A 24,587-nucleotide genomic window follows, 5' to 3' on the forward strand; every position below is an offset into this window, starting at 1 on the left:
CCTACCATAGCCACCTCGCCCGTTAGCTCCGGATAAGCGGTTTTACGAGAATTTGATCTGGGCTGGCACGGCTGGTGCGCCTGCGTCAGCACTTGCTCTCGGCCCTGCTCGTCGTCGTGATCCAACTGTGTCCCCCCGCTCGTCTTCCCACCCCTCTAAACGCCTGGTCCCATCTGCGGGTTCCCGGCCGCAACGGATACAGTCACGCCCAGGCAACCACGGGGACAGGAGAGGGTCATTACCGGCAACCGGCAGACGAGCTGGGCGTTCGCCGACGCCTACGTCGCCGAGGACGAAGTCCTGCGCTGGGCCCGTGACCGGGCCCGTGAAGCGGGGCTGCGCTCGGTGTCGCCCGGCACGGGTGCCGCGCTGCGGATGCTCGCCGCCACCGTGGAGGCCAAGGCGGTCGCGGAGATCGGCACCGGTACCGGCGTCTCCGGAATCCACCTCCTGCACGGAATGCGTCCGGACGGCGTGCTGACCACGGTCGACCCCGAGCCCGAGCACCAGCAGTTCGCCCGCCAGGCCTTCCGGGCCGCGGGCTTCGCGAGCAACCGCGCCCGCTTCATCCCGGGCCGTGCCCTGGACGTCCTGCCTCGCCTCGCCGACGCCGGTTACGACCTCGTCTTCTGTGACGGCGACCGGCTGGAGTTCCTCGACTATCTCGCTGAATCGTTGCGCCTGCTGCGTGCGGGCGGCCTCGTCGTGTTCGAGGGCGTGTTCGCGAACGGCCGCACGGTCGACTCGGGCCCGCAGCCCACCGAGGTCATACGGATCCGGGAACTGCTGCGCGCGGTGCGCGAGAGCCAGGAGCTGGTGCCGTCACTGCTGCCGGTGGGCGACGGGCTGCTGTGCGCGGTCAAGCGCTGACCGCCTGACCGGCCGCCGCACAGGCCGTGTTTCCTACCGGGCATAGCCACGGACCCTCGCGGGAAGACTGGCAGACGAACCGGGGAGAACCGCAGACGTACCGGGGAAAGCAGCTACCCCGGCACCATGTGCGATGCCGGGGTAGCCGAAAGGGTGGGGTCGCTGCCGCGTCAGCCGACGACCTTCTTGAGGGCATCGCCGAGCGCGTCGGCCTCGTCCGGGGTCAGCTCGACGACGAGCCGACCGCCGCCTTCGAGCGGAACGCGCATGACGATGCCCCGCCCCTCCTTGGTCACCTCGAGCGGGCCATCGCCCGTTCGCGGCTTCATGGCCGCCATGCTCGTTCCCCTTCCTGAAACCAGCTCATCGTCAAAGCCGACGGCCCCATGGAGGGCACGCGCGTCAGATATGGGACACGCGACACCGGCATCGAACACATTGCTTCCAAGCCATTATCCCGCATCTCAGGACCCGATGACCAACATCAGTCGGCATCGCTTGGGCAACGCGCGCGAGCAAAACCACTCAATTCGGCGATGTGACTGCGATACTGCTCCGCCGCACGCGCTTCGGCCGAACGGAACCGGACACGAATTCTTTGACGCAGGTCACACGTCCGGTCGGGGCCGTGGTCGGTGATCTCCGCCATGCTGTCCTTCAGACAGGTGCGTACCGACGAGTACGCCCGAGCAGCCACACCGGAGGGGATACGCCATGGCCGACACCGTGCTCTACGAGGTGAGCGACGGGCTCGCGACGATCACGCTGAACCGCCCCGAGGCGATGAACGCGCTGAACATCGAGACCAAGGTCGCCCTGCGGGACGCGGTTCAGGCTGCGGCGGGCGACGACGCCGTACGCGCCGTGCTGCTGACCGCGGCCGGGGAGCGGGCGTTCTGCGTGGGGCAGGACCTCAAGGAGCACATCGGGCTGCTGATCGCGGACCGGGAGACCGGGTCGGGGCAGACGATGAGCACCGTGCGGGAGCACTACAACCCGATCGTGCGGGCGCTGGCCGGGATGTCGAAGCCGGTGGTGGCCGGGGTGAACGGGGTCGCTGCGGGGGCCGGCTTCGGGTTCGCGCTCGCTGCGGACTATCGGGTGGTGGCGGACACGGCGGCCTTCAACACGTCCTTCGCGGGGGTCGCGCTGACCGCCGACTCCGGGATCTCGTGGACGCTGCCGCGGGTCGTCGGACCGGGCCGCGCGGCCGACCTGCTGCTCTTCCCACGCAACATCAAGGCTCAGGAGGCGTACGAGCTGGGGATCGCGAACCGGCTGGTGCCCGCGGATGAGCTGCGCGCGGAGGCCGAGAAGGTGGCGCGGGCGCTGGCCGAGGGGCCGACGGTGGCGTACGGGGCGATCAAGGAGGCGGTGGCGTTCGGGCTGTCGCACTCCTTGGAGGAGACCTTGGAGAAGGAGGACGAGTTGCAGACGCGAGCGGGGTCCTCGGACGATCATGCGATCGCGGTGCAGGCCTTCGTCAACAAGGAGAAGCCGAAGTACCTGGGCCGATGAGCTCGGGGCGGTAGCGCCGTCGGGGGCTGCGGGTCCGTCGTGGTTGGCCGCGCCCACGCGGCGGAGCCGCACATCGGCACAGCCCCGCGCCCCTTACGGGGCGCTCCTCGCGACGCATGCCTGCAAGTGGTCGTCGACCAGGCCGCACGCCTGCATCAACGCGTATGCCGTCGTCGGGCCCACGAAGCGCAGGCCCCTCTTCTTCAGGGCCTTGGACAGGGCCGTCGACTCCGGGGTGACCGCCGGGACGTCCGCGAGGGTCCTCGGGGCCGGGCGCGTGGTCGGGTCCGGGGCGTGGGACCAGATCAGGGCGTCCAGGTCGCCGGGGGCCCAGTCGGCCAGGACTCGGGCGTTGGCGACGGTCGCGTCGATCTTCGCCCGGTTGCGGATGATGCCCTCGTCGGTGAGGAGGCGGTCCTTGTCGGTGTCCGTGAAGGTGGCGACCTTGGCGATCTCGAAGCCCGCGAAGGCGGCCCGGAAACCCTGTCGGCGGCGCAGGATCGTGATCCAGGACAGGCCCGACTGGAAGGCCTCCAGGCTGAGGCGTTCGAAGAGGGCGTCGTCGCCGTGGACCGGGCGGCCCCACTCCTCGTCGTGATACGTCACGTAGTCCGGGGTGGACAGGGCCCAGGGGCAGCGCAGGGCGCCGTCCGGGCCGGCGAGGGCCGTGCCGTCACTCACTGCTGGTCCTCCTGGGCGGGCTTGTCCATCGACACATGACCGGCCGAGGCCTGCGCGCCGGACAGCGCGGACTCCAGGTCGGCGATGCGGGCGTCGCGCTCGGCGAGCTCGGCACCGAGGCGGCTGAGGGCATCGTCCACATCGGCCATGCGGTAGCCGCGCGCGGCGAGCGGGAAGCGGAGGGTCTCGATGTCCGCGCGGTCGACCGGGCGGTCCAGCGGCAGCAGATCCTGCAGGCGCTCGGGCGCCGCCTCGGGCAGCGGGCCGTCGCTCTCGCCGCCGCCCACCACGGCGAGTGTCACCGCGGCGACCACGACGGCCAGCGCGACGACCAGGAACAAGAACATAACCATCGCTGCGGCCCCCACGGTCGGTTTATGCGAGCGGTCGAGTGTGTCAGGGTCCGATCGTGCCATGCGACTCTGACAGTTAGGGTCGCAGGCGGCCCAAAGGGCGGGACGTACCAGGACACACAAGGAGAGGTCACAGGGGATGCTCAGGCTGGGCAGGCGTGAGTTCGACGCGCACGAGCCGGTGATCATGGCGATCGTGAACCGGACCCCGGACTCCTTCTACGACCAAGGGGCGACGTTCCGCGACGAGCCCGCCCTCGCGCGCGTGGAGCAGGCCGTGGCGGAGGGGGCGGCCATCATCGACATCGGCGGGGTCAAGGCCGGGCCCGGCGAAGAGGTGACCGCCGAGGAGGAGGCGCGGCGGACGGTCGGGTTCGTGGCCGAGGTGCGGCGGCGCTTTCCGGATGTCGTGATCAGCGTGGACACCTGGCGGGCCTCCGTCGGGGCGGCGGTGTGCGAGGCCGGGGCGGATCTGCTGAACGACGCGTGGGGTGGCGTGGATCCCGGGCTGGCGGAGGTCGCCGCTCGGTACGGGGTGGGGCTGGTGTGTACGCATGCCGGGGGCGCGGAGCCTCGTACTCGGCCGCATCGCGTGACGTACGACGACGTCGTGGCCGACATCCTGCGGGTGACCGTCGGGCTGGCCGAGCGGGCGTCGGCGCTGGGAGTGCCGCGGGAGTCGATCCTGATCGATCCGGGGCACGACTTCGGGAAGAGCACGCGGCACAGTCTTGAGGCGACTCGGCGGCTCGGGGAGATGGTGGAGACGGGGTGGCCTGTGCTGGTGTCGCTGTCCAACAAGGACTTTGTCGGGGAGACGTTGGACCGGCCGGTGAAGGAGCGGGTGGTGGGGACGTTGGCCACCACTGCGGTGTCGGCGTGGTTGGGGGCGCAGGTGTACCGGGTGCATGAGGTGGCGGAGACGCGGCAGGTGCTGGAGATGGTGGCGTCGATCGCGGGGTGGCGGGCTCCGGCGGTGGCGCGACGGGGGTTGGCGTAGCGATCTCCATCCCCCCGCCGCCCCTGCATGGACCGGCGCCGAGGAACACCTTTCGTCCTCGGACGCCGGACCGCACGGCTCAAGCCTGGCGCTAGCGCCCCGCCTCCTTCGACACCAGTGCCACCGCCTCGTCCACGTCGTCCGTGACGTGGAACAGGAGCAGGTCCTTTTCCGAGGCCTTGCCCTGGGCGATCAGAGTGTTCTTCAGCCAGTCGACCAGGCCACCCCAGTACTCAGTGCCGAAGAGGACGATCGGGAAGCGGGTGACCTTCTGGGTCTGGACGAGGGTGAGGGCCTCGAAGAGTTCGTCGAGGGTGCCGAGGCCGCCGGGGAGGACCACGAAGCCCTGGGCGTACTTGACGAACATCATCTTGCGGACGAAGAAGTACCGGAAGTTCAGGCCGATGTCGACGTAGGGGTTGAGCCCCTGCTCGAAGGGGAGCTCGATGCCGAGGCCGACCGAGATGCCCTTCGCCTCGCAGGCGCCCTTGTTCGCCGCTTCCATGGCACCGGGGCCGCCGCCGGTGATCACCGCGAAGCCGGCCTCGACCAGGCCCCGGCCGAGGCGGACTCCGGCGTCGTACTCGGGCGAGTCGACCGGCGTGCGGGCCGAGCCGAACACGCTGATGGCGGCGGGGAGTTCGGCGAGCGTGCCGAAGCCCTCGATGAACTCCGACTGGATGCGCAGGACTCGCCAGGGGTCCGTGTGGACCCAGTCGGAGGGCCCGCCCGCATCCAGCAGGCGCTGGTCGGTCGTGCTCGCCGTCACCTGACCCCGCCTGCGGATCACCGGTCCCAGACGCTGCTCCGACGGTGGCTGCTTCTTCCCCTCGGGGTTGCCGGTAGCCATGTACGCTCCCTCCGCTGCGGGGCCTGCGGACTTGCAGGTCGTGCAGATGTTGCAGGTCTTTCCACTCAGCGTAGATCCACGCGGGTTACGGACGGGGGACGTGTGCATGTCCGCCATGAAGCGCCGTACCGGCGATCCCCGGGCGCACGCTCACCCCTGGTCCACCGCGGCTCCTACGCCGTGAGCCACGCCCTCAGCCGCTCCTCCCCCGCCAGGATCTTCGCCGTCTCCACCCGTTCGTCCCGCTTGTGCGCCAAGTGCGGGTTGCCGGGGCCGTAGTTGACCGCTGGGATGCCGAGGGAGGAGAAACGGGAGACGTCCGTCCAGCCGTACTTGGGGCGCGCGGTGCCGCCGACCGCGGCCATGAACGCCGCCGCCGCGGGGTGGGAGAGGCCGGGGAGCGCGCCGCCGCTGTGGTCGTCCACCACGAACTCCTCGACCCCGCAGTCGGCGAAGACCTCGCGGACGTGCGCGACGGCCTCCTCCTCGGTGCGGTCGGGGGCGTAGCGGAAGTTGACGGTCACGACGCATTCGTCCGGGATGACATTGCCCGCCACGCCGCCCGAGATGCCGACCGCGTTCAGGCCCTCGCGGTACTCCAGGCCGTCGATCAGCGGGTAACGGGGTTCGTACGACGCCAGGCGCGCCAGGATCGGGGCCGCCGCGTGGATCGCGTTCGAGCCCATCCAGCTGCGCGCGGAGTGGGCGCGCTCGCCCTTCGTCTTGAGGAGCACCCGGAGCGTGCCCTGGCAGCCGCCCTCGACCTCGCCGTCCGACGGCTCCAGCAGGACCGCGAAGTCGCCCTCCAGCCACTCCGGACGGGCCTCGGACACGTGCTTGAGGCCGTTGAGGTCCGCGGTGACCTCTTCGTTGTCGTAGAAGACGAAGGTCAGGTCGCGGTTCGGGGCCAGGACCGTCGCGGCGATGCGGAGCTGGACCGCGACGCCCGACTTCATGTCGCAGGTGCCGCAGCCCCACAGGACACCGTCCGCGTCGAGTCGCGAAGGTACGTTGTCCGCGATCGGCACCGTGTCGATGTGGCCGGCGAGGATCACGCGCTCCGGCCGACCCAGGTCGGTCCGCGCCACGACGTTGTTGCCGTACCGGTCGACCGTCAGATGCGGCAGCGTGCGCAGGGCGGCCTCGATCGCGTCCGCAAGGGGCTGTTCCGTGCCGCTGACAGAGGGAAAGTCGACGAGCTGCGCGGTGAGCTTCGCGGCGTCCAGCGTGAGGTCAAGGGAGGTGTCGGCCATGGTGCCGACCCTAACGCGCCCGACCGTCAGGCCGTCGGCCCACTTTCCTCACTCGACCCATACCCCTCGGTAACCTCAGCTACCTTGTAGGCGTGCCAGAGCCGTACCCCTCCTCCAAACGTCGTGGCCGCCTCCTGCGTCGCGGGGCGGCCTTCCTTGTCCTGCTCGCCGTCGCGGGGTATCTCGCGGTGCAGTACGTAACCGGCGGCACGGGCGAGCCGGGCTGCGAGGTCGCTTCGGGCGACGGCGCCGGGGCGCGGTACGAGTTCACGCCGGAGCAGGCGGTGAACGCGGCGACGATCGCCGCCGTCGGCACCGGCCGGGGGCTGCCCGAGCGGGCCGTGGCGATCGCCCTCGCGACCGCCCTGCAGGAGTCGGCGCTGCGCAACATCACCCACGGCGACCGTGACTCGCTGGGCCTGTTCCAGCAGCGGCCCTCGATGGGCTGGGGCACCGAGGAGGAGATCATGGACCCGATCTACTCGTCGGGCATGTTCTACCAGCACCTGGTCAAGGTCCGCGGATACACGGAGATGCCGCTCACCGTCGCCGCGCAGCACGTCCAGCGCAGCGGCTTTCCGGACGCGTACGCCAAGCACGAGCCGGACGCGACGCTGCTCGCGGCCGCCCTCACCGGACGTTCTGCGGCCACGCTGACCTGCGAGGGGCGCCCCGCCGCCACCCAGGCCGCGGGCCCGGACGGCGTGCGGGCCGCGCTCGTACGGGACTTCGGTCGGGACGCGCTCCAGCCGGCCTCGGCCGAGGTCGGCGCCAAGGACGCCACACCCACGCCCACCGCGTCCGTGGCCGGAAGCGACGGGCGGACCGTCGTGCTGCCTGTGACCGGCGACCGGGGTTCCAGCGCCGGGCGCGGTGTCCGCGAGCGTGGCTGGCAGTTGGCCCACTGGGCCGTGGCCAACGCCTCCGATCTGCACATCGAGCGGGTGTCGTACGCCGGCCGGGAGTGGACCGCCGGGAACACCGACAGCCAGTGGCGTCCGCTCGCGGGGCAGGGCGCCTCGGGGGCACGCAGCGGGCCGGACTCGGTCCGGATCACGACCATGCCGTAGCAGCCGCCGAACCGGTACACGCCGACTACGCGCAGGCGTTCGGCTGATCACTCCCGAGGGTCACCCGAGGTGTCGGTCGGCGGTGGTGTGGGCAGGTTTTCGCGCGGACACCCTCGTATCCGTCAAAGGCCTTGAGAATCAAGGGCTGTAAGGATTCGGCAGGGTTTCGGGCGACATGAGTTTTGCCCGGTTTTATCCGCAGGCGATAATGCGACGCATTGCCAACTCTTTACGTTGCGCCGCCGCAACCTTCGCGGGCTTCGAGCGGTAGTCACTGCGTCCGAGCCCGGAGATCAACAGCCAGTCGGTCAACTGCCGGGCGCGGTCGGACACTTCATCGTTCTCATCCGACATAACCGTCGAAGGAGCATCATGTCCCTCCCCCTGACCCGCCGGATCGCCCGTGCCGCGCTGCTCGTCGCTGCGGGAGCGGCTGCCGGGGTCGGTGCGGCCGGCTCCGCCAGCGCGGCCCCCGCACTGCCCGACGCCTCCAAGGTCGGCGGGCTGACCGCCCTGGACGGCGCGAGCGTCGTCGACGGCGCGGCCACGAACGCCACCGGGCTCGCGGGCGGCGCGGTCGACAACGCGGTCGACAACGCGCTGCCGACCGCGACGAAGGCCAGTGGCAAGGTGACCAAGACCGGCGGCAAGGCCGCGAAGAAGGCGGTGCCGACGGCGACCAAGGCCGGCAGCAAGGTCACGAAGAAGGCGACGCCCGCGGCGCAGGAGACCGCGGGCGGCGTTGCCGGGTCGGTCGGGACCGTCCTCGGTGACGCGGCTGGGTCCGGCGTGCCGGCGACCGGGGCGCTGCCGGTGCAGGGGCTTCCCATCGGCTGACGGTCGGCGTGCGCCTGGCTTGAGCCGACGGGGTTCAGGGAGTCTCCCTGGGCCCCGTCGGCTTGTGCGTGCCTGCGGCGGTATGCCGCTGTGCCCGTCGGGGCCGGAGCGTGTCCGCACGACACCCGGCGCTGCAGGCAGCCCTGGTCACGTCAAGCGCTGTACCGCTGCCCTCACGCGTTCGTCCGTCGCTGTGAAGGCGACGCGTACGTGGTGGGCGCCCGCCTCGCCGTAGAAGTCGCCAGGGGCCACGAGGATGCCCAGGTCGGCCAGGGTGGAGACAGTCGTCCAGCAGGACTCGTCCTTGGTGGCCCAGAGGTAGAGGCTGGCCTCGCTATGTTCGATGCGGAAGCCGTGGCGGAGCAGGGCCTCGCGCAGGGCCGTGCGGCGGGCGGCGTAGCGGTCGCGCTGGAGGCGGACGTGTTCTTCGTCGCCGAGGGCCGCGACGACGGCCGCCTGGGTCGGGGCCGACGTCATCATGCCGCCGTGCTTGCGGATCTGCAGGAGGGGCGACAGGACCGCGGGGTCGCCGGCCAGGAACGCGGCGCGGTAGCCGGCCAGGTTCGAGCGCTTGGAGAGGCTGTGGACGGCGACGATGCCGTCGTACGAGCCGCCGTTCACGTCCGGGTGCAGGACCGAGACCGGGTCGGCCTCCCAGCCCAGCTCCAGGTAGCACTCGTCGGAGAAGATCAGGATGCCGTGCGAGCGGGCCCACGCCACGATCCGGGTGAGCTCGTCCTTGGACAGGACCTTGCCCGTGGGGTTCGACGGGGAGTTCAGCCAGAGGAGCTTCAGGCCGGCCGGGTCCAGGTCGGTCGGGTCGTCGTAGACCTCGTGGTCGGCGCGGGCGAGGCGGGCGCCGACCTCGTACGTCGGGTAGGCGAGCCGCGGGTAGGCCACCCTGTCGCCGGGGCCCAGGCCCAGCTGGGTGGGGAGCCAGGCGACCAGTTCCTTGGAGCCGACGATCGGCAGGACGTGCCGGTGGGTGACCTCACGGGCGCCCAGGCGGCGCTCCACCCAGCCCGTGATCGCGTCACGCAGTGCCGGGGTGCCCCAGACCGTCGGATAGCCCGGGGAGTCCGCCGCGTCGATCAGGGCCTTCTGGATCAGCTCGGGAACCGGGTCGACCGGCGTGCCGACCGAGAGGTCGACGATGCCGTCGGGGTGCGCGGCGGCCGTCTTCTTGTACGGCTCCAGCTTGTCCCAGGGGAAGGCCGGAAGGCGGTCGGAGACTGCGGACACGGGATCTCGCTCACTTTCTGGTACAGCGGATACGGCAACGCCTCGGTCCCGCACGACGATCGGGGTGATCAGGCCGTACGGGACCGAGGCGGCACGCTGTGCGGGTCGCCGGTGAGGATTACTCGGCCTGCGGCGGGAGCGCGGCGACGAACGGGTGGTCGCGCTCGATCAGACCCAGCTTGCTGGCGCCGCCGGGGGAGCCGAGCTCGTCGAAGAACTCGACGTTGGCCTTGTAGTAGTCCTTCCACTCCTCCGGAGTGTCGTCCTCGTAGAAGATCGCCTCGACCGGGCATACCGGCTCACAGGCACCACAGTCGACGCATTCGTCCGGGTGGATGTACAAGGACCGCTGGCCCTCGTAGATGCAGTCGACCGGGCACTCCTCGATGCACGCCTTGTCCTTGACGTCGACACAAGGCTGCGCGATGACGTAGGTCACGCTGTCGTTCCTCCTCGATAGGGCGCTGGCGGGCCTCCTCAGGCTCCGCCGCCTGGCGCGCGGGAGCGCGGCGTCGTCGATGCCCGCCTCTAGTATCTCCGTTCTTGGGCATGATCCGAACAGGAGGGGTGAACTGACCTGTGGAAATCTCAGCGACGGGACGCCTTAAGGTCCGTATCACCGCTGCTGACGTGGGCAAACGGGTCTCCGTGCGCCGCCTGAACGATCCTGCGGCCGAGGGTGAGAAGTTCACCGACACGGTGGGTGTTCTCGCATCATGGGACGACGGTGTGCTGCTGATCACACGGAAGAGTGGCGAGACCGTCCGCATCGCGGAATCGTCGCTGGTCGCGGGGAAGGTGGTGCCCCCCACTCCCGCCCGGCGCCGGGGGCCCGCCGCGTCGTACGAGGAACTCGCGCACGTCGCCGCGCGCGCGTGGCGGCCCGTCGTGAGCGAGCGGCTCGGCGAGTGGGAGCTGCGCACCGCGTCCGGGTTCACCCGGCGGGCCAACTCGGTGCTGCCGCTCGGCGACCCCGGCATACCGCTGCCGGACGCGCTGGACGTCGTACGGCGCTGGTACGGCGACCGTGGGCTCCCCGCGTACGTCCAGACCGCGACCGGGGCCGAGGGCACGCAGGAGCTGCTGTGCGCGGAGCTGGAGCGGCTCGGGTGGGTGCGGGAGGTGTCTGCCGAGATGTGGATCGGGGCGCTCGCGCCCGTCACCGACCGGGACGAAGGTGCCGGAGTGGTGCTGGCCCGGGAGGCGGACGAGGCTTGGCTTGCGCGGTATCAGCGCAAGGGGGTGAGCGAGGTGGCCCTGAGGGTGCTCGGGAGCGGGCCGTCGGTGTGGTTCGCGACCGTTCCGAGTGCGGAGGGTGGTGCGCCCGCCGCGATCGGGCGCTGTGTCGTGGACGGGCGGTGGGCCGGGTTCGCGGCCGTGGAGGTCGATCCGACGCTGCGGCGGCAGGGGCTGGCCACCAGGGTGATGGCCGCGCTGGCCCGGCAGGCCCTCGACGAGGGGGCGTCGGCGGCGTGGCTGCAGGTCGAGGCGGAGAACGTGGGCGCGCGGGAGATGTACGCCGGGATGGGGTTCGCCGCGCATCATGCCTACCACCACTATCGATCTCCGTGAGCAGTGGTACCGATCGCCGCGAAAGGGCACGAGCCAGCTATGCGTCCCCCCTATCCCCCACCGCCCGAACGTTCCGCCGAGCTGCGGAGGCGGTTCGCCGAAGAGGCGCGGTCCGAGCGGCCCGATCTGTCCATGCTGTGTCTGCTGGTGGGAGCCGAGGCGGACGGGGCACTGGACGAGTCGAGGATGGATTCCGTACAGGTGGAGCTGGATGCCCTGGCCGGACAGCTGCCGTTCCGGCCGGGCGGGCCGAGGGCTTGGGCCGTGGCCCTGCGTGAGCTGCTCGGGGAGCGGTACGGGTTTCGCGGCTCGGCCGCGGACTATCAGCGGCTGGAGTCGTCGTTGCTGCACGAGGTGCTTCAGCGGCGGCGTGGGCTGCCGATTCTGTTGTCGGTGGTGTGGCTGGAGGTGGCCCGGCGGGCGGGGGCCCCGGTGTACGGGGTCGCGTTGCCCGGGCACTTCGTCGTGGGGTTCGGGCCGGTCGATGAGCAGGTGCTCGCCGATCCGTTCGACGGAGGGCGGGTGTTGACGGGGGGCGATGCGGAGCTGCTAGTGGCGGGGGCCACGGGGGCTCCGCTGGATCCGTCGATGCTGTCGCCGGCCGATCCGCTGGATGTGGTGCTGCGGATTCTGAACAACGTTCGGGCCTGGGCGGCGACTCGGCCCGAGCGGTCGGATGTGGCGCTGTGGGCGGTGGACCTGTCGCTGCTGCTGCCGTCGCATCCGGCTCGGTTGCGGTTCGAGCGGGCGCAGTTGCTTGTGCAGCGGGGGGACTTCGTCGAGGGGGCGGTGGAGTTGGAGGAGTACGCGGAGTTGATCTGTGCGGTGGACGAGGGGGCGGCGGAACAGGTGCGGGGGCAGGCTCGGGCGGCTCGGGCGTTGCTCAATTGAGTTCGCCGGTTCGCCGTAGGGGGTTGCGTTGTCATGCGGGTGCGGGTGCATAGTCGTTGATCGCGCCCACGCGGCGGAGCCGCATGTCGGGACAGCCCCGCGCCCCTGGGGCGCTGCCCTTGTCCGGCGACTACAGCCAGCCCTTCTCTCTCGCGATCCGTACCGCCTCCGCCCTGTTCCGTACCGCCAGTTTCTGGATCGCCGTCGAGAGGTAGTTGCGGACCGTGCCCTGGGACAGGTGCAGGGCTGCTGCCAGCTCGGCGTTCGTGGAGCCGCCCTCCGCTGCCCGCAGGACCTCCCGCTCGCGGTCCGTCAGAGGGTTGGCGCCCTCCGCCAGGGCCGCTGCCGCCAGGGTGGGGTCGATGACCCGTTCCCCTGCCAGGACCTTGCGTATCGCCTCGGCCAGTTGTGCCGCGGGGGCGTCCTTGACCAGGAAGGCGTCGGCGCCGGACTCCATCGCGCTGCGGAGGTAGCCGGGGCGGCCGAAGGTCGTGAGGACGAGCAGCTTCACGGCCGGCAGCTCCTTGTGCAGCAGTGCCGCGGCCTCGATGCCCGTCGCGCCCGGCATCTCGATATCCAGGAGCGCCACGTCCACGTCGTGCTCGCGGGCCGCCGCCAGGACCTCGTCGCCGCGGGCCACCTGGGCGACGACCTCGATGTCCTCCTCCAGGCCGAGCAGGGCGGCCAGGGCCTCGCGGACCATCGACTGGTCCTCGGCGAGGAGGACCTTGATCGTGCGGCTCATGAACCGGATCCTACGTCCGCCGAGATCGCGGCGGCCGGGACGCGGGCGATCAGCCGGAAGCCCTGCCGGGTGCCGGCCGCCTCCAGGGTGCCACCCGCCTTCTCCAGGCGTTCCGATAGGCCCGTCAGGCCGTGGCCGGGGCCGTTGCCCTGCTCGCCGGAGCCGTCGTCCTCGACGGAGAGTTCGAGGACGGCACCGTCGAGGGTGTGGCGGCGCACGACCTCGACCGTGCAGCACTGGGCGCCGCTGTGCCGTACGACGTTGGTGACCGCCTCGCGCAACGCCCAGGCGAGGGCCGTCTCGCTGTCCTCGGAGACGTCGGTGAGGTCGGGCTCGGCCGGGAGTTCGGCCCTCACGCCGGCGGCCGTCAGGGCGACCCTGGCGCCCGCCAGTTCCGCCGCGAGGCGCGGGCGGCGGTAGCCCGAGACCGCCTCGCGCACGTCGACCAGGGCCTGGCGGCTGACCTGCTCGATGTCGGCGACCTGCCGGGCCGCCTTGTCGGGGTGGTCGGGGAGCATACGGCCCGCGAGTTCGCTCTTGATGGTGATCAGGGAGAGGGAGTGGCCCAGCAGGTCGTGCAGGTCCCTGGCCAGGCGCAGTCTCTCCTCGTTGGCCGCCAGTTGGGCGACGGTGGCGCGGGCCTCGCGCAGCGCGACCGTCGTGCGGATGAGTTCGCGGACGCCGGTCATGGCGAAGCCGCCCAGCAGGGCCGGGATCAACAGCCCGGCCAGGAAGGCCTTGCCGCCCGGTGTCGCGAACGCGATCACGGTCATCAGCGCGGACGCGCCCGGGATCGTCCAGCGCGCCATGCGCAGCGGCAGGGCCGCGCCGGACGCGATGGACACGTACACGAACAGCACCAGCCACTCCCGGCCCAGGGTCAGTGCGAGGACCGTGGACTGGGCGGCGAGGACGCCGAGCGAGGCGAGCACGACGCTGTTGCGCTCGCCTCGGCCGGTGCGGAAGAGCAGCAGCATGTACCAGGTGACGAACGCGGCGAGGCCGATCCAGCCGAGCACCCTTACGCCCGGGCTGTGGCCGCCGTGCAGCAGGTCGTTGGCCGGCGCACTCAGGTACACCAGCCAGATACCGGTCCACAGGAGCTTGATGAAGCGTTGCTTGCGATTCTCCGGGCGCTGTCCGATCCCGACGCCTGTGCCGCTCACGCCTTCAACGTGTCCTTCCGGTACAGCCAGGCCGCGCCGCCCGTGAAGAGAGCGAAGGAGACGACGAGGACGGCGAGGTCCTTCGCGTGTGGGGCCTGGCTCTGCTCGATGGCCTGCCCCAGGGCAGCGTACGCGTGCGTGGGCACCCAGGCGGCGATGTCCTGGAGCCACTGCGGGAAGGTCGTCGTGGGCATCCACAGGCCGCCGAGCAGGGACAGCCCGAAGTAGATGATCATGGTGATCGGGCGTACCGCGTCACCGGTCGCGGAGTATCCGATCGCCACACCGAGCGCGGCGAAGACCAGGCTCCCGGCCCAGATCGCACCGGTGAGGGCGAGCCACTGCCAGGCGTCCAGCCGTACGTCCTTCACCACCGCGGCGACGACGAAGATGACGACGATCGACGGCAGGCTGACCACGGCGGCGCTCGCGGTCTTGGCCAGCACGTACCCGCGGCCCGGCAGGGTGGTCAGCCGCAGCTGCCGTACCCAGCCGCTCTCGCGCTCCTTGGCGATGCGCTCGCTGTTGCCCATCAGGACGGCCGTGAGGGCGCCGAAGGAGGCCATGGAGACCATCATGTAGGTCGGCAGGGTCAGGCCCGTGCCGTCGACCTCGGTCGTGCTGTCGGCGCTGCCCGCGATCAGCAGGAACAGCATCGACGGGTAGAGCACCGAGAAGAACAGGAACTTGCGGTTGCGCAGGGCGCGGGTGAGTTCCAGCCGGATCAGGGCCTTCATGACGTACGTGCCTCCTCGGCGGTGGTGATGGCGACGAACGCCTGCTCCAGTCCGAGCCCGGCGACTTCGAGGTTGCGGGGGTAGAGGCCGAGCCCGTAGAGGGCGTGGACGGTCGCGTCGGCGTCGGTGGACTGGATACGGACGGTCCGGCCCGACCCCGCGGCGGACCCGCTGTTGGACACCGTGAACGTGGTGAGGAAGGGCAGCTCGCGCAGGGCGGCCTCGTCGACCGGACCGTCGGCCAGGTCGAAGGAGATCCGCCGCGCCCCCGCCTTCGCCTTGATCTCGGCCGCCGTGCCGTCGGCCAGCAGCCTGCCGCGGTGCAGGACCAGCACCCGGTCGGCGATCGCGTCCGCCTCTTCCAGGTAGTGCGTGGCGAAGAGGACCGTACGGCCCTGGTCGGCCTGTTCGCGCATGGTGGCCCAGAAGGCCTGGCGGGTGGTGACGTCCATGCCGGTGGTGGGCTCGTCGAGGACGATCAGGTCGCTGTCGCCCGCCGTCGCGAGGGCGAAGCGGACGCGCTGGGACTGGCCGCCGGAGAGCTTGTCGACCTTGCGGTCGGCGATCTGCGTGATGCCCGCGCGGGCGAGGACGTCGGAGACGGGGTACGGCCGCGGATGCAGATCGCAGGCCAGCCGCACCATCTCGGCGACCGTGACCTCGTCCATCAGCCCGCCGCTCTGCAGCATGGCACCCACCCGTCCGGCGACGATCGCCTCGCGCGGGTCGGTGCCGAAGACGCCGACCCTGCCGCTGTCGGGGCGCTTGAGGCCGAGCAGCAGATCGAGCGTGGTGGACTTGCCGGCCCCGTTCGGGCCCAGCAGGGCCACGGTCTCCCCCGGGTGCAGCGCGAGCGTGAGGCCGTCGACGGCTCGTACGTCCCCGTAGCTCTTGCTCACCCGGTCGAATCCGACCACCGCAGTCGTCGTGTTCAACGCTGTCGTTGTCATGTGCTCAAGGGTGGCCGCGGGGGCCGGGAGCCCGGCAGTGTCGGCGGTCCTGACTGCCGGATGACAGATGTCATACGACGGCCAGGGGCACCCGGCGATTGCCGGGTGCCCCTGCTCCGAGCTGGTTTCGCTAGCTCGGGTTGGTGTCGATGGTGACGGTGCGCTCCGCCGCCGTCTTGGCGCGCAGCGCCTTGCGCAGGGCGGAGGCGACGTCCTGGGGAAGCACGTCGCGCTTGCCGCTCGCGCCGTTGATCTGCACGCCGTCGAAGGTGGCGCCGTACGCTGCCTTGAGCGCCGTGAGGTCGTACGTGTCCACGAGCTTGCCGTCGACGGCCTTGACTCCGAGGATCTTCGGCAGTGACAGGGAGCCGAACGGGATGCTGTGCGCGGCATCCGTCTGGACCGTGACCTTGTTGGCCATCGCCGGTTCGGCGAACTCGTTCATGAACCGGTCGACCTCGGCGTTCGTGACCGTCGGCTGCTGGGTGGTCGTAGGGACCTGCACCGCGGCGGACGCGCCCGTCTCGACCTGGGTGCGGTAGGCCCCCTGGACCGCCGCGGTGGACTTGGCGACGTCGATGCCCTTGCCGGCCTTGCCGTAGACGGCGACGGCCTTGCCGGAATCGAACTTGATCGTGCCCTCGGTCACCGAGCCGGAACCGCCGGAGACGTCCTGGAGGGCCGCCTGCAGCTTCTCCTCGTCGGTGGGCATGACCGGGTCGACGACCCGGTGGTTGCCGAAGAGGGCGCCGATGACCGAGACCGGGTTGTAGTCACTGCTCGCGGCCGTGCTGACCGTCTGCTGCATGTCGAACTGCAGCCCGGCCTTGTCCGGCTCCAGCGTGACGGTCTTGCCGCCCACCGAGAGCTTCAGCGGCTTGTTGACCTGCTTGTCGAAGGCGTCGTTGAGCTTCTTCAGCGCCTCGTCGCGCGTGCCGCCGCCGATGTCGACGCCGAGCACGGTGGTGCCCTTGGGCACGTCGGAGTGGGCCATCAGCAGGCCGGCGCCGTAGACACCGCCGGCGAGGACGATCACGCCGCCGCCGATCAGGGCCAGCTTGCTGCGGCCCTTCTTCTTGGGCGCGCGGGATGCCTGTGTCTCCGAACTGGCGGGTTCCGGCAGCTTCGGGGGCGTGTGCGGCCCGGGCGCGTCGGCGCCGCCCGGCCCGAACGGCCCGCTCTGGGCGCCGGAGGGGACGACGGGGATGCCGCTGGTGACGGTGTGACCGGAGACGTTGTCGGCGACACCGTAGTTCGGGTTGCCGGGCTCGGGGGCCGGCTTCTGCGGGGTGAGGATCGCGGTGTCGTCGCTCATCCCACCGCCGGGGCCGCGGCCCGGGGCGTGGGGGGAAGCGCCGGGGCCACCGGGTCCGGCGGAAATGCCGCCCGGACCACCCGGGCCGGCAGGTCCGGGAGGACCACCGTGACCGGCGGGGCCGCCACGGCCACTGCCAGGGCCGCCGGGACCATTTGGCCCGCCGGGCCGACCCGGGCCCGCGGAGATGCCGGCACCAGCCGGGCCGCTCGGGCCGCCGGGACCGGCGGAAATACCGGAACCGCCCGGACCGCCCGGACCGCCGGGAAGACCAGCAGCACCGGGACCGCCGGGTCCGCCGCCCGTGACCGGCGGCACCGCAGGGCCGTCGCCGGTGACCGGACCGGTCGTCGGGCCCGCGGGGCCGTGCGGGCCGCCCTGGCCGCCGCGGCCGTTCGAGCCGTTGAAGTCGCTCGGGCCGCCGAAGTCGCCGGAGCCGTCGAAGCTGTTCGGGGCGTTGAAGTCGGCGGACGGGTCGAAACCGCCCGGCCCGCCCTGGGCGCCGTATCCGCCCGGGCCGTTCGGGCCCCCCTGGCCTCCGTAGCCGTTCGGGGCGCCCTGACCGTCCGGGCCGCCGCTGCCGTTCTCCGCGAAGTAGGGCAGGTCGTCGCGGCGCGCCTCGCCGCCGGGGCGCGGGCCGTTGCCGCCACCCAGCGGGCCCGCCGCCAGCGCCTCGGTGACGTCGAAGGAACCGGTGCCGCCGCCGTGCCCCGGAGCCACGGGACCGCCGGTCGCACCGGGGAGCCCGGGGCCGCTCGCACCGCCGGGGCGCGAGCCGCCCGGCACGCTCATCGAGCCGACGACCCCACCGGGTCGCCCGGCACCGGCGCCCGGGCCGGCGGGGCCGCCCGCGCCGGGGCCCGAACCGCCCGGCAGGCCTGCACCGTTGGTGGCCGCGCCGCCCTGACCGCCCTTGCCCCCCGAGGACTTGCGGGGCGCGAACCAGTCGCTCGTCTTCTCCTCCGCCTGCCCCGCGGGCTGGGCCGGGGGCTCGACGGTGCCCGGGGACCTGGCGGTGGCGGCGGACGGCCTCGATGTCTCGGCGTCCGTGCTGTCGACGGGGCCGAAGCTCTCGGCGTCCGCGACGGGCTTGCGCACGACGACCGGCGGAATGGGCCGGGATCCGGGGATGTTGATCCGGATCCGCGTCGTCAGCGTGGTCTCGGTCTTGCGTTCCTCCGGCTGCGCGGCCGAACGGCCCGCTTCCGCACCGCTGTCGGAAGCCATGGGGGTCCCGTACGGCGGCGTGCCCGAGGGGTATGCGGCTCCGCCGCGCCCGTTGGGCCCGGAGGACGGAGTGTCAGTTTCACGGCTCAAGGCAGGTTCTCCCGGTTGGCTCCACCGCCTGTTCGACCTCATTGCTTCGGACGGCTCGGCGGCGCGCACCACCATACTGGCCACTTCCGGCCCGCATCCCACGACCGCCTGGGAAACCCACACGGGACTCGCACGAGTGCGGCGCGGAGAAGTGGTACGTCACTTGGCAAGTCGGACGCCGTCGCCACCCGGTTGCCGCACAGGCGCGAGGGTGGCGCAGATCACAGCCACAGCCATGCCGCCGAGCAGGAAGAGGTAGGAGGCGGCGCCTGTGCCGAAGACGAAGTCGCCTTCGGGGCGGCTGGCGGTGAGCAGGATGACGGTGATCATCCAGCCGCCGGCGGGCGCGACGGCCGCGGCCCGGCTGCCCATCGCCCGGGCTGCGCCCAGGCAGAGCCCGGCCTCGCCGGCGAGGGCGAGCAGCAGGCCGCCCGGGAACCACGCGGGCTGCACCAGCGCTCCGGCCACGCCGACCACCGCGCCGAGCACGAAGAGCCCGAGGTGGGCGAGGACCCGCAGGGCGGAGGGCCGCTTCAGCGGCTGGGCGAGCATCGAGCTCATGACGCCTCCTCGACGGCGACACCGGCGAACAGATCGGACTCTGTCCGCGCCGCCGGCTCCCCGCGCACCAACTCGTAGTACTCGGTCGTGAAGAGGGGCTGCGCGAGTTCGTTGGAGAGCGCGAAGTACGGCTCGGCCACATCGATCTGCGTGGCGTGCGCCCGCATCGCGGCGGCCTTGGCGGGGGCGTGGGCGGTGCCGTCGATCACGGTGGTGATCCGCTCGTCGGCCACGACACCCGGCACGTCGCCGACGGTGGCGGCCTTGGCGAAGGGCAATCCGGGCAAGTCCGCCTGAAGCCGGGCGAAGGCCTCCTCGGCGACCGTGCGCGGGACGCGGTTCCAGTAGATCTTGGGGATCTGCCACCCGGCGTCGGCGGCCAGCTCGGCCCCGCGCATGGCGACGCGGTGGGCCTGGATGTGGTCCGGGTGGCCGTAGCCGCCGTCGGGGTCGTAGGTGACGAGCACCTGGGGGCGTACCTCCAGGATCACCTCGACGAGCTCCCGGGCCGCCTCGTCGACGTCCGCCTGCCACAGGCTCGCGGGGTCGTCGTTGTCGGCGATGCCCATCATCCCCGAGTCCTCGAAGCGGCCCTTGCCGCCGAGGAGACGGAAGTCCTCGACGCCGAGCTCGCGCATCGCGGCCGTGAGCTCGGCCAGGCGGTGTTCGCCGAGCTCGGCTCCGGTCAGGTGGCGCAGCTCGGGGGGAATGACCTCGCCGTGCTCACCCAGGGTGCAGGTGACCAGGGTCACCCGGGCACCCTCGGCCGTGTACTTGGCCATGGTCGCGCCGTTGTTGATCGACTCGTCGTCCGGGTGCGCGTGCACCAGGAGCAGACGCCGAGCGCAGCGAGATGGGGGTCCCCCCGCCCGAAGGGTGGGGGAGGGCAGTTCCGTCATGGGCCCCACCCTACGAGGCGACACCGACAGCGCTGCCCGGCACGGCTCAGAACTTGATGCTGCCGATCATGCCCGCGATGTTCGTCGTCAGCTCACTGATGGTGGGAGCGACGGTCGAGGACGCCAGGTAGAAACCGAGCAGCATGCAGACCACGGCATGGCCCGCCTTCAGCCCTGATTTCTTGACCAGCAGGAAGACGACGATCGCCAGCAGCACCACCGCCGAAATCGAGAGTGCCACGGCGGCTCACCTCCAAGAATCCCAGGCGCGGGGGTCGGACTATGGGGGCAGATAAATCCATGCAGCAGCCAGCAGGTTCATACCCACTATGCGCTTGTGATCATAACTATCCGTCCGTGCGCATCGATCGGCGCACAGCCGCACAAGGGGGCGCACTGGCCAATATGGTCGGGGCATGACGACCGAGCCTGTGTCCTTCCCCCGACGGCACGCCCGCACCCAGAGGTTCACCTTCGGCGCACCGCGCGCCTTCACGGTGGCGCCCGACGGTTCCCGTGCCGTGTTCCTGCGCTCCACCTCCGGGACGGATCCGGCGAGTTCGCTGTGGGTGCTCGACACGACGGACGGCGGGGAGCGCGTGGCGGCCGACCCGCGCGCCCTCCTGGGTGGCACCTCGGAGGACCTCTCGCCCGAGGAGCGGGCACGCCGCGAGCGCAGCCGAGAGGGCGGCGCCGGCATCGTCTCCCACGCCACCGACACGGCCGTCGAGTTGGCGTCTTTTGCCTTGTCAGGGCGGCTTTTCACGGCCGAACTGCGGGCCGGTACGGCACGTGAACTCCCGGTCCCCGGGCCGGTGATCGACCCGCGCCCCTCCCCCGACGGACGGCACATCGCGTACGTCACGCAGGGTGCCCTGCGGGTGGTGGGCGCCGAGGGCGAGGGCGACCGTGCGCTCGCCGAGCCGGAGTGGGACGGTGTGACCTACGGCCTCGCGGAGTTCATCGCCGCCGAGGAGATGGGGCGCTACCGGGGCTTTTGGTGGGGTCCGGAGTCGGACCTGCTGCTGGTGGCGCGGGCGGACGACACGCCGGTGCGCCGGTGGTGGATCTCCGATCCGGCACGTCCGGAGCGCGAGCCGCAGCGGGTGGCGTATCCGGCGGCGGGAACGCCGAACGCGGACGTGCGGCTGTTCGTGATCGGCCTGGACGGGGTGCGTACGGAGGTCTCGTGGGACCGGGCGCGGTACCCGTATCTGGCGCGAGTGCACTGGTCAGCGGCGGGTGCCCCGCTGCTGCTCGTACAGGCGCGCGACCAGCGCAGCCAGCTGTTCCTGGCCGTGAACCCGGCGACGGGGGCGACCCGGATGGTGCACGCGGACGAAGATCCACAATGGCTGGATCTTTTCCCTGGCGTGCCCTGCTGGAGCCCGTCAGGACACCTCGTGCGCATCGCCGACGAGGGCGGCGCGCGGGTCCTCACCGTGGGCGAACGCCCGTTGACCGGACCGCAGTTGCACGTCCGCGCGGTGCTGGACGTCACCTCGGACGACGTGCTGATCTCGGCGTCGGCGGGCGAGGCCGCGGCCGTTCCCGAGATCGGCGAAGTGCACGTGTACCGGGTGAACGAGCTCGGCATGGAGCGCGTTTCACAGGAGCCGGGCGTGCACTCGGCGGTTCGCGCCGGGGGCGTGACGGTACTGGCCTCCCACACCCTTGACCGGCCCGGGGCTCAGGTCCAGGTGCTGCGGGACGGGAAGCCGACGGCGACGGTCCGGTCGTATGCCGAAGATCCCGGTTTGACCCCGCGCGTGACCCTCACCGAAGGGGGCGCACGCCGCATCCCGTGCGCCGTGCTTATGCCTCGGGACTACGCCGGTGACACCCCGCTGCCGGTCTTGCTGGATCCCTACGGTGGTCCGCACGCCTCCCGGGTGGTCGCCGCGCACAACGCGCACCTCACCTCGCAGTGGTTCGCCGACCAGGGGTTCGCGGTGATCGTCGCGGACGGGCGCGGTACGCCGGGGCGCTCGCCCGCGTGGGAGAAGGCCGTCAAGGACGACATCGCGGCGATCGTGGTGCAGGACCAGGTCGACGCGCTGCACGCGCTCGCCGAGCGGTTCCCGCTCGATCTGACCCGCGTGGCCATCCGGGGCTGGTCCTTCGGCGGCTACCTGGCGGGGCTCGCCGCGCTGCGCCGCCCGGACGTCTTCCACGCGGCGGTGGTCGGCGCACCGGTCACGGATCTGCGCCTGTACGACACCCACTACCAGGAGCGGTACGTCGGACATCCCGACGAGCAGCCGGAGGTCTACCGCCGCAACTCGCTGATCGACGACGCGGGCCTGGTGGATCCGGCCGAACCGCACCGCCCGATGATGATCGTCCACGGCCTCGCGGACGACAACGTGGTCGTCGCCCACTCCCTGCGCCTGTCCTCGGCCCTGCTCGCCGCGGGCCGTCCGCACGAGGTGCTGCCGCTGTCCGGCGTCACGCACATGACCCCGCAGGAAGCAGTCGCGGAGAACCTGCTGCTGCTTCAGCTGGACTTCCTGCAGCGGTCGCTGACATAGCGGTACAAAAGCGCCCGAACTGCGTTAACACGCAGGCAACTTCACCGAAGCGGTACCGATATACGGACGGTGGAGGCTGAACAGCGTACGGCCGTGCGGGTGCCGTAAACGGGCCGGGGTGCGCCATGTCACCCCGGCCCGTTGCCTTGCGCCGCCGCGAAATGGCACGCCGAGTCGTGCGCCTCGGGCCCGCTCGGGTCCCGCAGACGTGCCGGCACCGCGAGCGCCGGCACCTGCTCGGCGCAGCGTTCCTCCGCCTTCCAGCAGCGGGTGCGGAAGCGGCAGCCGGAGGGGACGTTCGTCGGGGACGGGACGTCGCCCGCGAGGATGATGCGTGCGCGGTGTGCACGGGCCTCCGGGTCGGGGACGGGGACCGCGGAGAGCAGCGCCTGGGTGTAGGGGTGCGTGGGGTGGTCGTAGATCTCGGCGTCCCTGCCGATCTCCACGATCCGTCCGAGGTACATCACCCCGACCCGGTCGGAGATGTGCCGGACGATCGACAGGTCGTGGGCGATGAAGACGTAGGAGAGCTCGAACTCGTTCTGCAGGCGGTCCATCAGGTTGATGACCTGGGCCTGGACCGAGACGTCCAGCGCGGAGACGGGTTCGTCGGCGACGATGACCTCCGGGCGCAGCGCCAGCCCCCGTGCGATGCCGATGCGCTGGCGCTGGCCGCCGGAGAACTGGTGCGGGTAGCGGTTGATGTACTCGGGGTTGAGGCCGACCACGTCCAGCAGGTCCCGCACCCGGCGGCGGCGGTCGCCCTTCGGAGCGACCTCGGGGTGGATGTCGTACGGCTCTCCGATGATGTCGCCCACCGTCATGCGGGGGTTGAGGGAGGTGTACGGGTCCTGGAAGACCATCTGGATGTTGCGGCGTACGGCCTTCAGGGCGCGGCCGGACAGCCTGGTGATGTCCTCGCCCTTGTACTTGATCGAACCGGCCGTCGGCCGTTCCAGGTTGACCAGCATCCTGGCGACCGTCGACTTGCCGCAGCCGGACTCGCCGACGATGCCGAGGGTCTCGCCGCGGTGGAGGGTGAAGTCGACGCCGTCGACGGCCTTGACCGCGCCCACCTGTTTCTTGAAGAGGATGCCCCGGGTGAGCGGATAGTGCTTGACGAGCCCGCTGACCTCCAGAATCGGCTCGGCCGGTGAGGAACTAGCCATCCAGGCACTCCCTCCAGAAGTGGCAGGCGCTGCCCCGTGCTTCGGAGACCTCGTACAGCTCGGGCACATCGGTGCGGCACAGGTCGCGGGCCATCGGGCAGCGGGGGTTGAAGGCGCAGCCCTGCGGGATGTTCATGAGGTTGGGGGGCAGGCCCTTGATGGCGTAGAGCTCCTGGCCCTTCTGGTCCAGGCGCGGGATCGACTCCAGCAGGCCCCTGGTGTACGGGTGGCCGGGCGCCTTGTAGATGTCGTGCACCGGCGCCGACTCCACGATGCGGCCGGCGTACATCACGGCGATCCGGTCCGCGACGTCCGCGACGACGCCGAGGTCGTGGGTGATGAGGATCAGGCCCATGCGGTACTCGCGCTGGAGCTCCGCCAGCAGATCCATGACCTGGGCCTGGACGGTGACGTCCAGGGCGGTGGTGGGCTCGTCGGCGATGATGAGCGCGGGTTCGAGGGCGAGGGCCATCGCGATCATGATGCGCTGGCGCATGCCGCCGGAGAACTGGTGCGGGTACTGCTTGACGCGCTCGCGCGCGGCCGGGATGCGCACCCGGTCCATCAGCTCCACGGCCTTCGCCCGCGCGTCCTTCCTGGACATGCCGCGGTGCACCACGAACATCTCGCCGAGCTGGTCGCCGACGGTCAGTACGGGGTTGAGCGACGACAGGGCGTCCTGGAAGATCATCGCCATCTCGGCGCCGCGGACCCTGCGCCGCTCCTCTTCCTTCAGCTTCAGCAGGTCCCGCCCCTGGAAGAGGATCTCGCCCCCGGTGATCCTCCCGGGCGGCATGTCGAGAATCCCCATCACCGCCTGCGCGGTCACCGACTTCCCGGACCCGGACTCCCCGAGCACGGCGAGCGTCTCCCCCGCGTCCACGCCGTAACTCACCCCGTTGACCGCCTTGGCAACCCCGTCCCGCGTCCGGAACTCCACCTGCAGATCACGCACTTCGAGCAGCATGCCGTCGGCTCACCTCACTTTCGGATGGGGGCGGCGGGGACCCAGGCAGACCCCGGGGGCGTCGCACACCGCGACGTCGAGCATGACGGCGAC

General features: G+C 71.3%; 26 protein-coding genes. 8 read left to right on the plus strand and 18 right to left on the minus strand.

The window, feature by feature from the left end; all coding sequences use genetic code 11:
* Positions 1-171 precede the first annotated feature (171 nt).
* Positions 172-870, plus strand: a complete 699-nt coding sequence (locus OHO27_RS14025; RefSeq protein WP_328430428.1) for an O-methyltransferase — start codon at positions 172-174, stop codon at positions 868-870.
* 170 nt (positions 871-1,040) lie between these two features.
* Here OHO27_RS14025 and OHO27_RS14030 read toward each other — a convergent pair whose 3' ends face one another.
* Positions 1,041-1,208, minus strand: a complete 168-nt coding sequence (locus OHO27_RS14030) for a DUF3117 domain-containing protein (RefSeq protein ID WP_003966491.1) — start codon at positions 1,206-1,208, stop codon at positions 1,041-1,043.
* Positions 1,209-1,354: 146 nt separating this feature from the next.
* The gene (locus OHO27_RS14035; RefSeq protein ID WP_328423768.1) at positions 1,355-1,519 is read right to left on the minus strand and encodes a hypothetical protein; all 165 of its coding nucleotides are present in this window, start codon (positions 1,517-1,519) and stop codon (positions 1,355-1,357) included.
* A gap of 65 nt (positions 1,520-1,584) precedes the next feature.
* Here OHO27_RS14035 and OHO27_RS14040 point away from each other — a divergent pair, with 65 nt between their 5' ends.
* Positions 1,585-2,388 carry an enoyl-CoA hydratase/isomerase family protein gene (locus OHO27_RS14040; protein ID WP_328423770.1) on the plus strand — a complete coding sequence of 268 codons (804 nt, stop codon included), beginning with the start codon at positions 1,585-1,587 and terminating at the stop codon, positions 2,386-2,388.
* 93 nt (positions 2,389-2,481) lie between these two features.
* Here the strand turns inward: OHO27_RS14040 and OHO27_RS14045 are convergent, their stop codons facing one another.
* Together OHO27_RS14045 and OHO27_RS14050 are read right to left on the minus strand one after the other, a co-directional pair.
* Positions 2,482-3,069, minus strand: coding sequence for a DNA-3-methyladenine glycosylase I (locus OHO27_RS14045; RefSeq protein WP_328423772.1), 588 nt, complete (start codon positions 3,067-3,069; stop codon positions 2,482-2,484).
* On the minus strand, positions 3,066-3,422 hold the full coding sequence (locus OHO27_RS14050) for a DivIVA domain-containing protein (protein WP_328423774.1): 357 nt from the start codon (positions 3,420-3,422) through the stop codon (positions 3,066-3,068). Before OHO27_RS14050 ends, OHO27_RS14045 begins: the two co-directional genes overlap by 4 nt.
* 139 nt (positions 3,423-3,561) lie before the next feature.
* Here OHO27_RS14050 and folP point away from each other — a divergent pair, with 139 nt between their 5' ends.
* Positions 3,562-4,422, plus strand: a complete 861-nt coding sequence (folP, locus tag OHO27_RS14055; RefSeq protein WP_328423776.1) for a dihydropteroate synthase — start codon at positions 3,562-3,564, stop codon at positions 4,420-4,422.
* Between the two features lie 91 nt (positions 4,423-4,513).
* Here folP and OHO27_RS14060 read toward each other — a convergent pair whose 3' ends face one another.
* Entirely contained in the window at positions 4,514-5,272 is a 759-nt protein-coding gene (locus OHO27_RS14060) for a TIGR00730 family Rossman fold protein (RefSeq protein ID WP_328423778.1), read from the minus strand.
* Positions 5,273-5,445: 173 nt separating this feature from the next.
* Positions 5,446-6,525 (minus strand): succinyl-diaminopimelate desuccinylase, encoded by a 1,080-nt coding sequence (dapE, locus tag OHO27_RS14065; protein WP_328423780.1) that lies wholly within the window; start codon positions 6,523-6,525, stop codon positions 5,446-5,448.
* A 92-nt stretch (positions 6,526-6,617) separates the two neighbouring features.
* Here dapE and OHO27_RS14070 point away from each other — a divergent pair, with 92 nt between their 5' ends.
* Together OHO27_RS14070 and OHO27_RS14075 are read left to right on the plus strand one after the other, a co-directional pair.
* A complete protein-coding gene (locus OHO27_RS14070) occupies positions 6,618-7,595 on the plus strand; it encodes a heavy metal transporter (protein ID WP_328423782.1) in 978 nt (325 codons plus the stop codon).
* Positions 7,596-7,967: 372 nt separating this feature from the next.
* A complete protein-coding gene (locus tag OHO27_RS14075; RefSeq protein ID WP_328423784.1) occupies positions 7,968-8,432 on the plus strand; it encodes an ATP-binding protein in 465 nt (154 codons plus the stop codon).
* A gap of 147 nt (positions 8,433-8,579) precedes the next feature.
* Here OHO27_RS14075 and OHO27_RS14080 read toward each other — a convergent pair whose 3' ends face one another.
* Both OHO27_RS14080 and fdxA read right to left on the minus strand, forming a co-directional pair.
* Positions 8,580-9,674: a bifunctional succinyldiaminopimelate transaminase/glutamate-prephenate aminotransferase gene (locus OHO27_RS14080; protein WP_328423786.1), complete on the minus strand. Its 1,095-nt coding sequence runs from the start codon at positions 9,672-9,674 to the stop codon at positions 8,580-8,582.
* 118 nt (positions 9,675-9,792) lie between these two features.
* Positions 9,793-10,113, minus strand: a complete 321-nt coding sequence (gene fdxA / locus OHO27_RS14085) for a ferredoxin (protein WP_007495984.1) — start codon at positions 10,111-10,113, stop codon at positions 9,793-9,795.
* 140 nt (positions 10,114-10,253) lie between these two features.
* Here fdxA and OHO27_RS14090 point away from each other — a divergent pair, with 140 nt between their 5' ends.
* A complete protein-coding gene (locus tag OHO27_RS14090; RefSeq protein WP_328423788.1) occupies positions 10,254-11,246 on the plus strand; it encodes a GNAT family N-acetyltransferase in 993 nt (330 codons plus the stop codon).
* A gap of 39 nt (positions 11,247-11,285) precedes the next feature.
* The gene (locus tag OHO27_RS14095) at positions 11,286-12,137 is read left to right on the plus strand and encodes a transglutaminase-like domain-containing protein (RefSeq protein ID WP_328423790.1); all 852 of its coding nucleotides are present in this window, start codon (positions 11,286-11,288) and stop codon (positions 12,135-12,137) included.
* A 130-nt stretch (positions 12,138-12,267) separates the two neighbouring features.
* Here the strand turns inward: OHO27_RS14095 and OHO27_RS14100 are convergent, their stop codons facing one another.
* From OHO27_RS14100 to OHO27_RS14135, 8 genes are all read right to left on the minus strand, one after another.
* On the minus strand, positions 12,268-12,882 hold the full coding sequence (locus tag OHO27_RS14100) for a response regulator transcription factor (RefSeq protein ID WP_328423792.1): 615 nt from the start codon (positions 12,880-12,882) through the stop codon (positions 12,268-12,270).
* Positions 12,879-14,048: a sensor histidine kinase gene (locus OHO27_RS14105; RefSeq protein ID WP_328423794.1), complete on the minus strand. Its 1,170-nt coding sequence runs from the start codon at positions 14,046-14,048 to the stop codon at positions 12,879-12,881. The genes OHO27_RS14100 and OHO27_RS14105 overlap by 4 nt, the downstream gene beginning before the upstream one ends.
* Positions 14,045-14,785: an ABC transporter permease gene (locus OHO27_RS14110; protein ID WP_328423796.1), complete on the minus strand. Its 741-nt coding sequence runs from the start codon at positions 14,783-14,785 to the stop codon at positions 14,045-14,047. Before OHO27_RS14110 ends, OHO27_RS14105 begins: the two co-directional genes overlap by 4 nt.
* Positions 14,782-15,735 (minus strand): ABC transporter ATP-binding protein, encoded by a 954-nt coding sequence (locus tag OHO27_RS14115; protein ID WP_328423798.1) that lies wholly within the window; start codon positions 15,733-15,735, stop codon positions 14,782-14,784. Before OHO27_RS14115 ends, OHO27_RS14110 begins: the two co-directional genes overlap by 4 nt.
* A 130-nt stretch (positions 15,736-15,865) precedes the next feature.
* Complete coding sequence (locus tag OHO27_RS14120; RefSeq protein ID WP_328423800.1) at positions 15,866-18,367, minus strand: hypothetical protein; 2,502 nt, start codon at positions 18,365-18,367, stop codon at positions 15,866-15,868.
* A 159-nt stretch (positions 18,368-18,526) separates the two neighbouring features.
* Complete coding sequence (locus OHO27_RS14125; RefSeq protein WP_328423802.1) at positions 18,527-18,928, minus strand: DUF6113 family protein; 402 nt, start codon at positions 18,926-18,928, stop codon at positions 18,527-18,529.
* Positions 18,925-19,827, minus strand: a complete 903-nt coding sequence (gene mshB, locus OHO27_RS14130; RefSeq protein ID WP_328423804.1) for an N-acetyl-1-D-myo-inositol-2-amino-2-deoxy-alpha-D-glucopyranoside deacetylase — start codon at positions 19,825-19,827, stop codon at positions 18,925-18,927. Before mshB ends, OHO27_RS14125 begins: the two co-directional genes overlap by 4 nt.
* Positions 19,828-19,873: 46 nt before the next feature.
* Complete coding sequence (locus tag OHO27_RS14135) at positions 19,874-20,068, minus strand: hypothetical protein (RefSeq protein ID WP_328423806.1); 195 nt, start codon at positions 20,066-20,068, stop codon at positions 19,874-19,876.
* A gap of 175 nt (positions 20,069-20,243) precedes the next feature.
* Between OHO27_RS14135 and OHO27_RS14140 the strand changes: the two genes are divergently transcribed.
* Complete coding sequence (locus tag OHO27_RS14140) at positions 20,244-22,358, plus strand: S9 family peptidase (RefSeq protein WP_328423808.1); 2,115 nt, start codon at positions 20,244-20,246, stop codon at positions 22,356-22,358.
* A 128-nt stretch (positions 22,359-22,486) separates the two neighbouring features.
* On the opposite strand, the gene OHO27_RS14145 is transcribed toward OHO27_RS14140, so the two are convergent.
* A complete protein-coding gene (locus OHO27_RS14145) occupies positions 22,487-23,527 on the minus strand; it encodes an ABC transporter ATP-binding protein (RefSeq protein ID WP_328423810.1) in 1,041 nt (346 codons plus the stop codon).
* Entirely contained in the window at positions 23,520-24,494 is a 975-nt protein-coding gene (locus OHO27_RS14150; RefSeq protein WP_328423812.1) for an ABC transporter ATP-binding protein, read from the minus strand. Before OHO27_RS14150 ends, OHO27_RS14145 begins: the two co-directional genes overlap by 8 nt.
* Positions 24,495-24,587 lie beyond the last annotated feature (93 nt).

This window comes from Streptomyces sp. NBC_00443 (assembly GCF_036014175.1).
Lineage (GTDB): Bacteria > Actinomycetota > Actinomycetes > Streptomycetales > Streptomycetaceae > Streptomyces.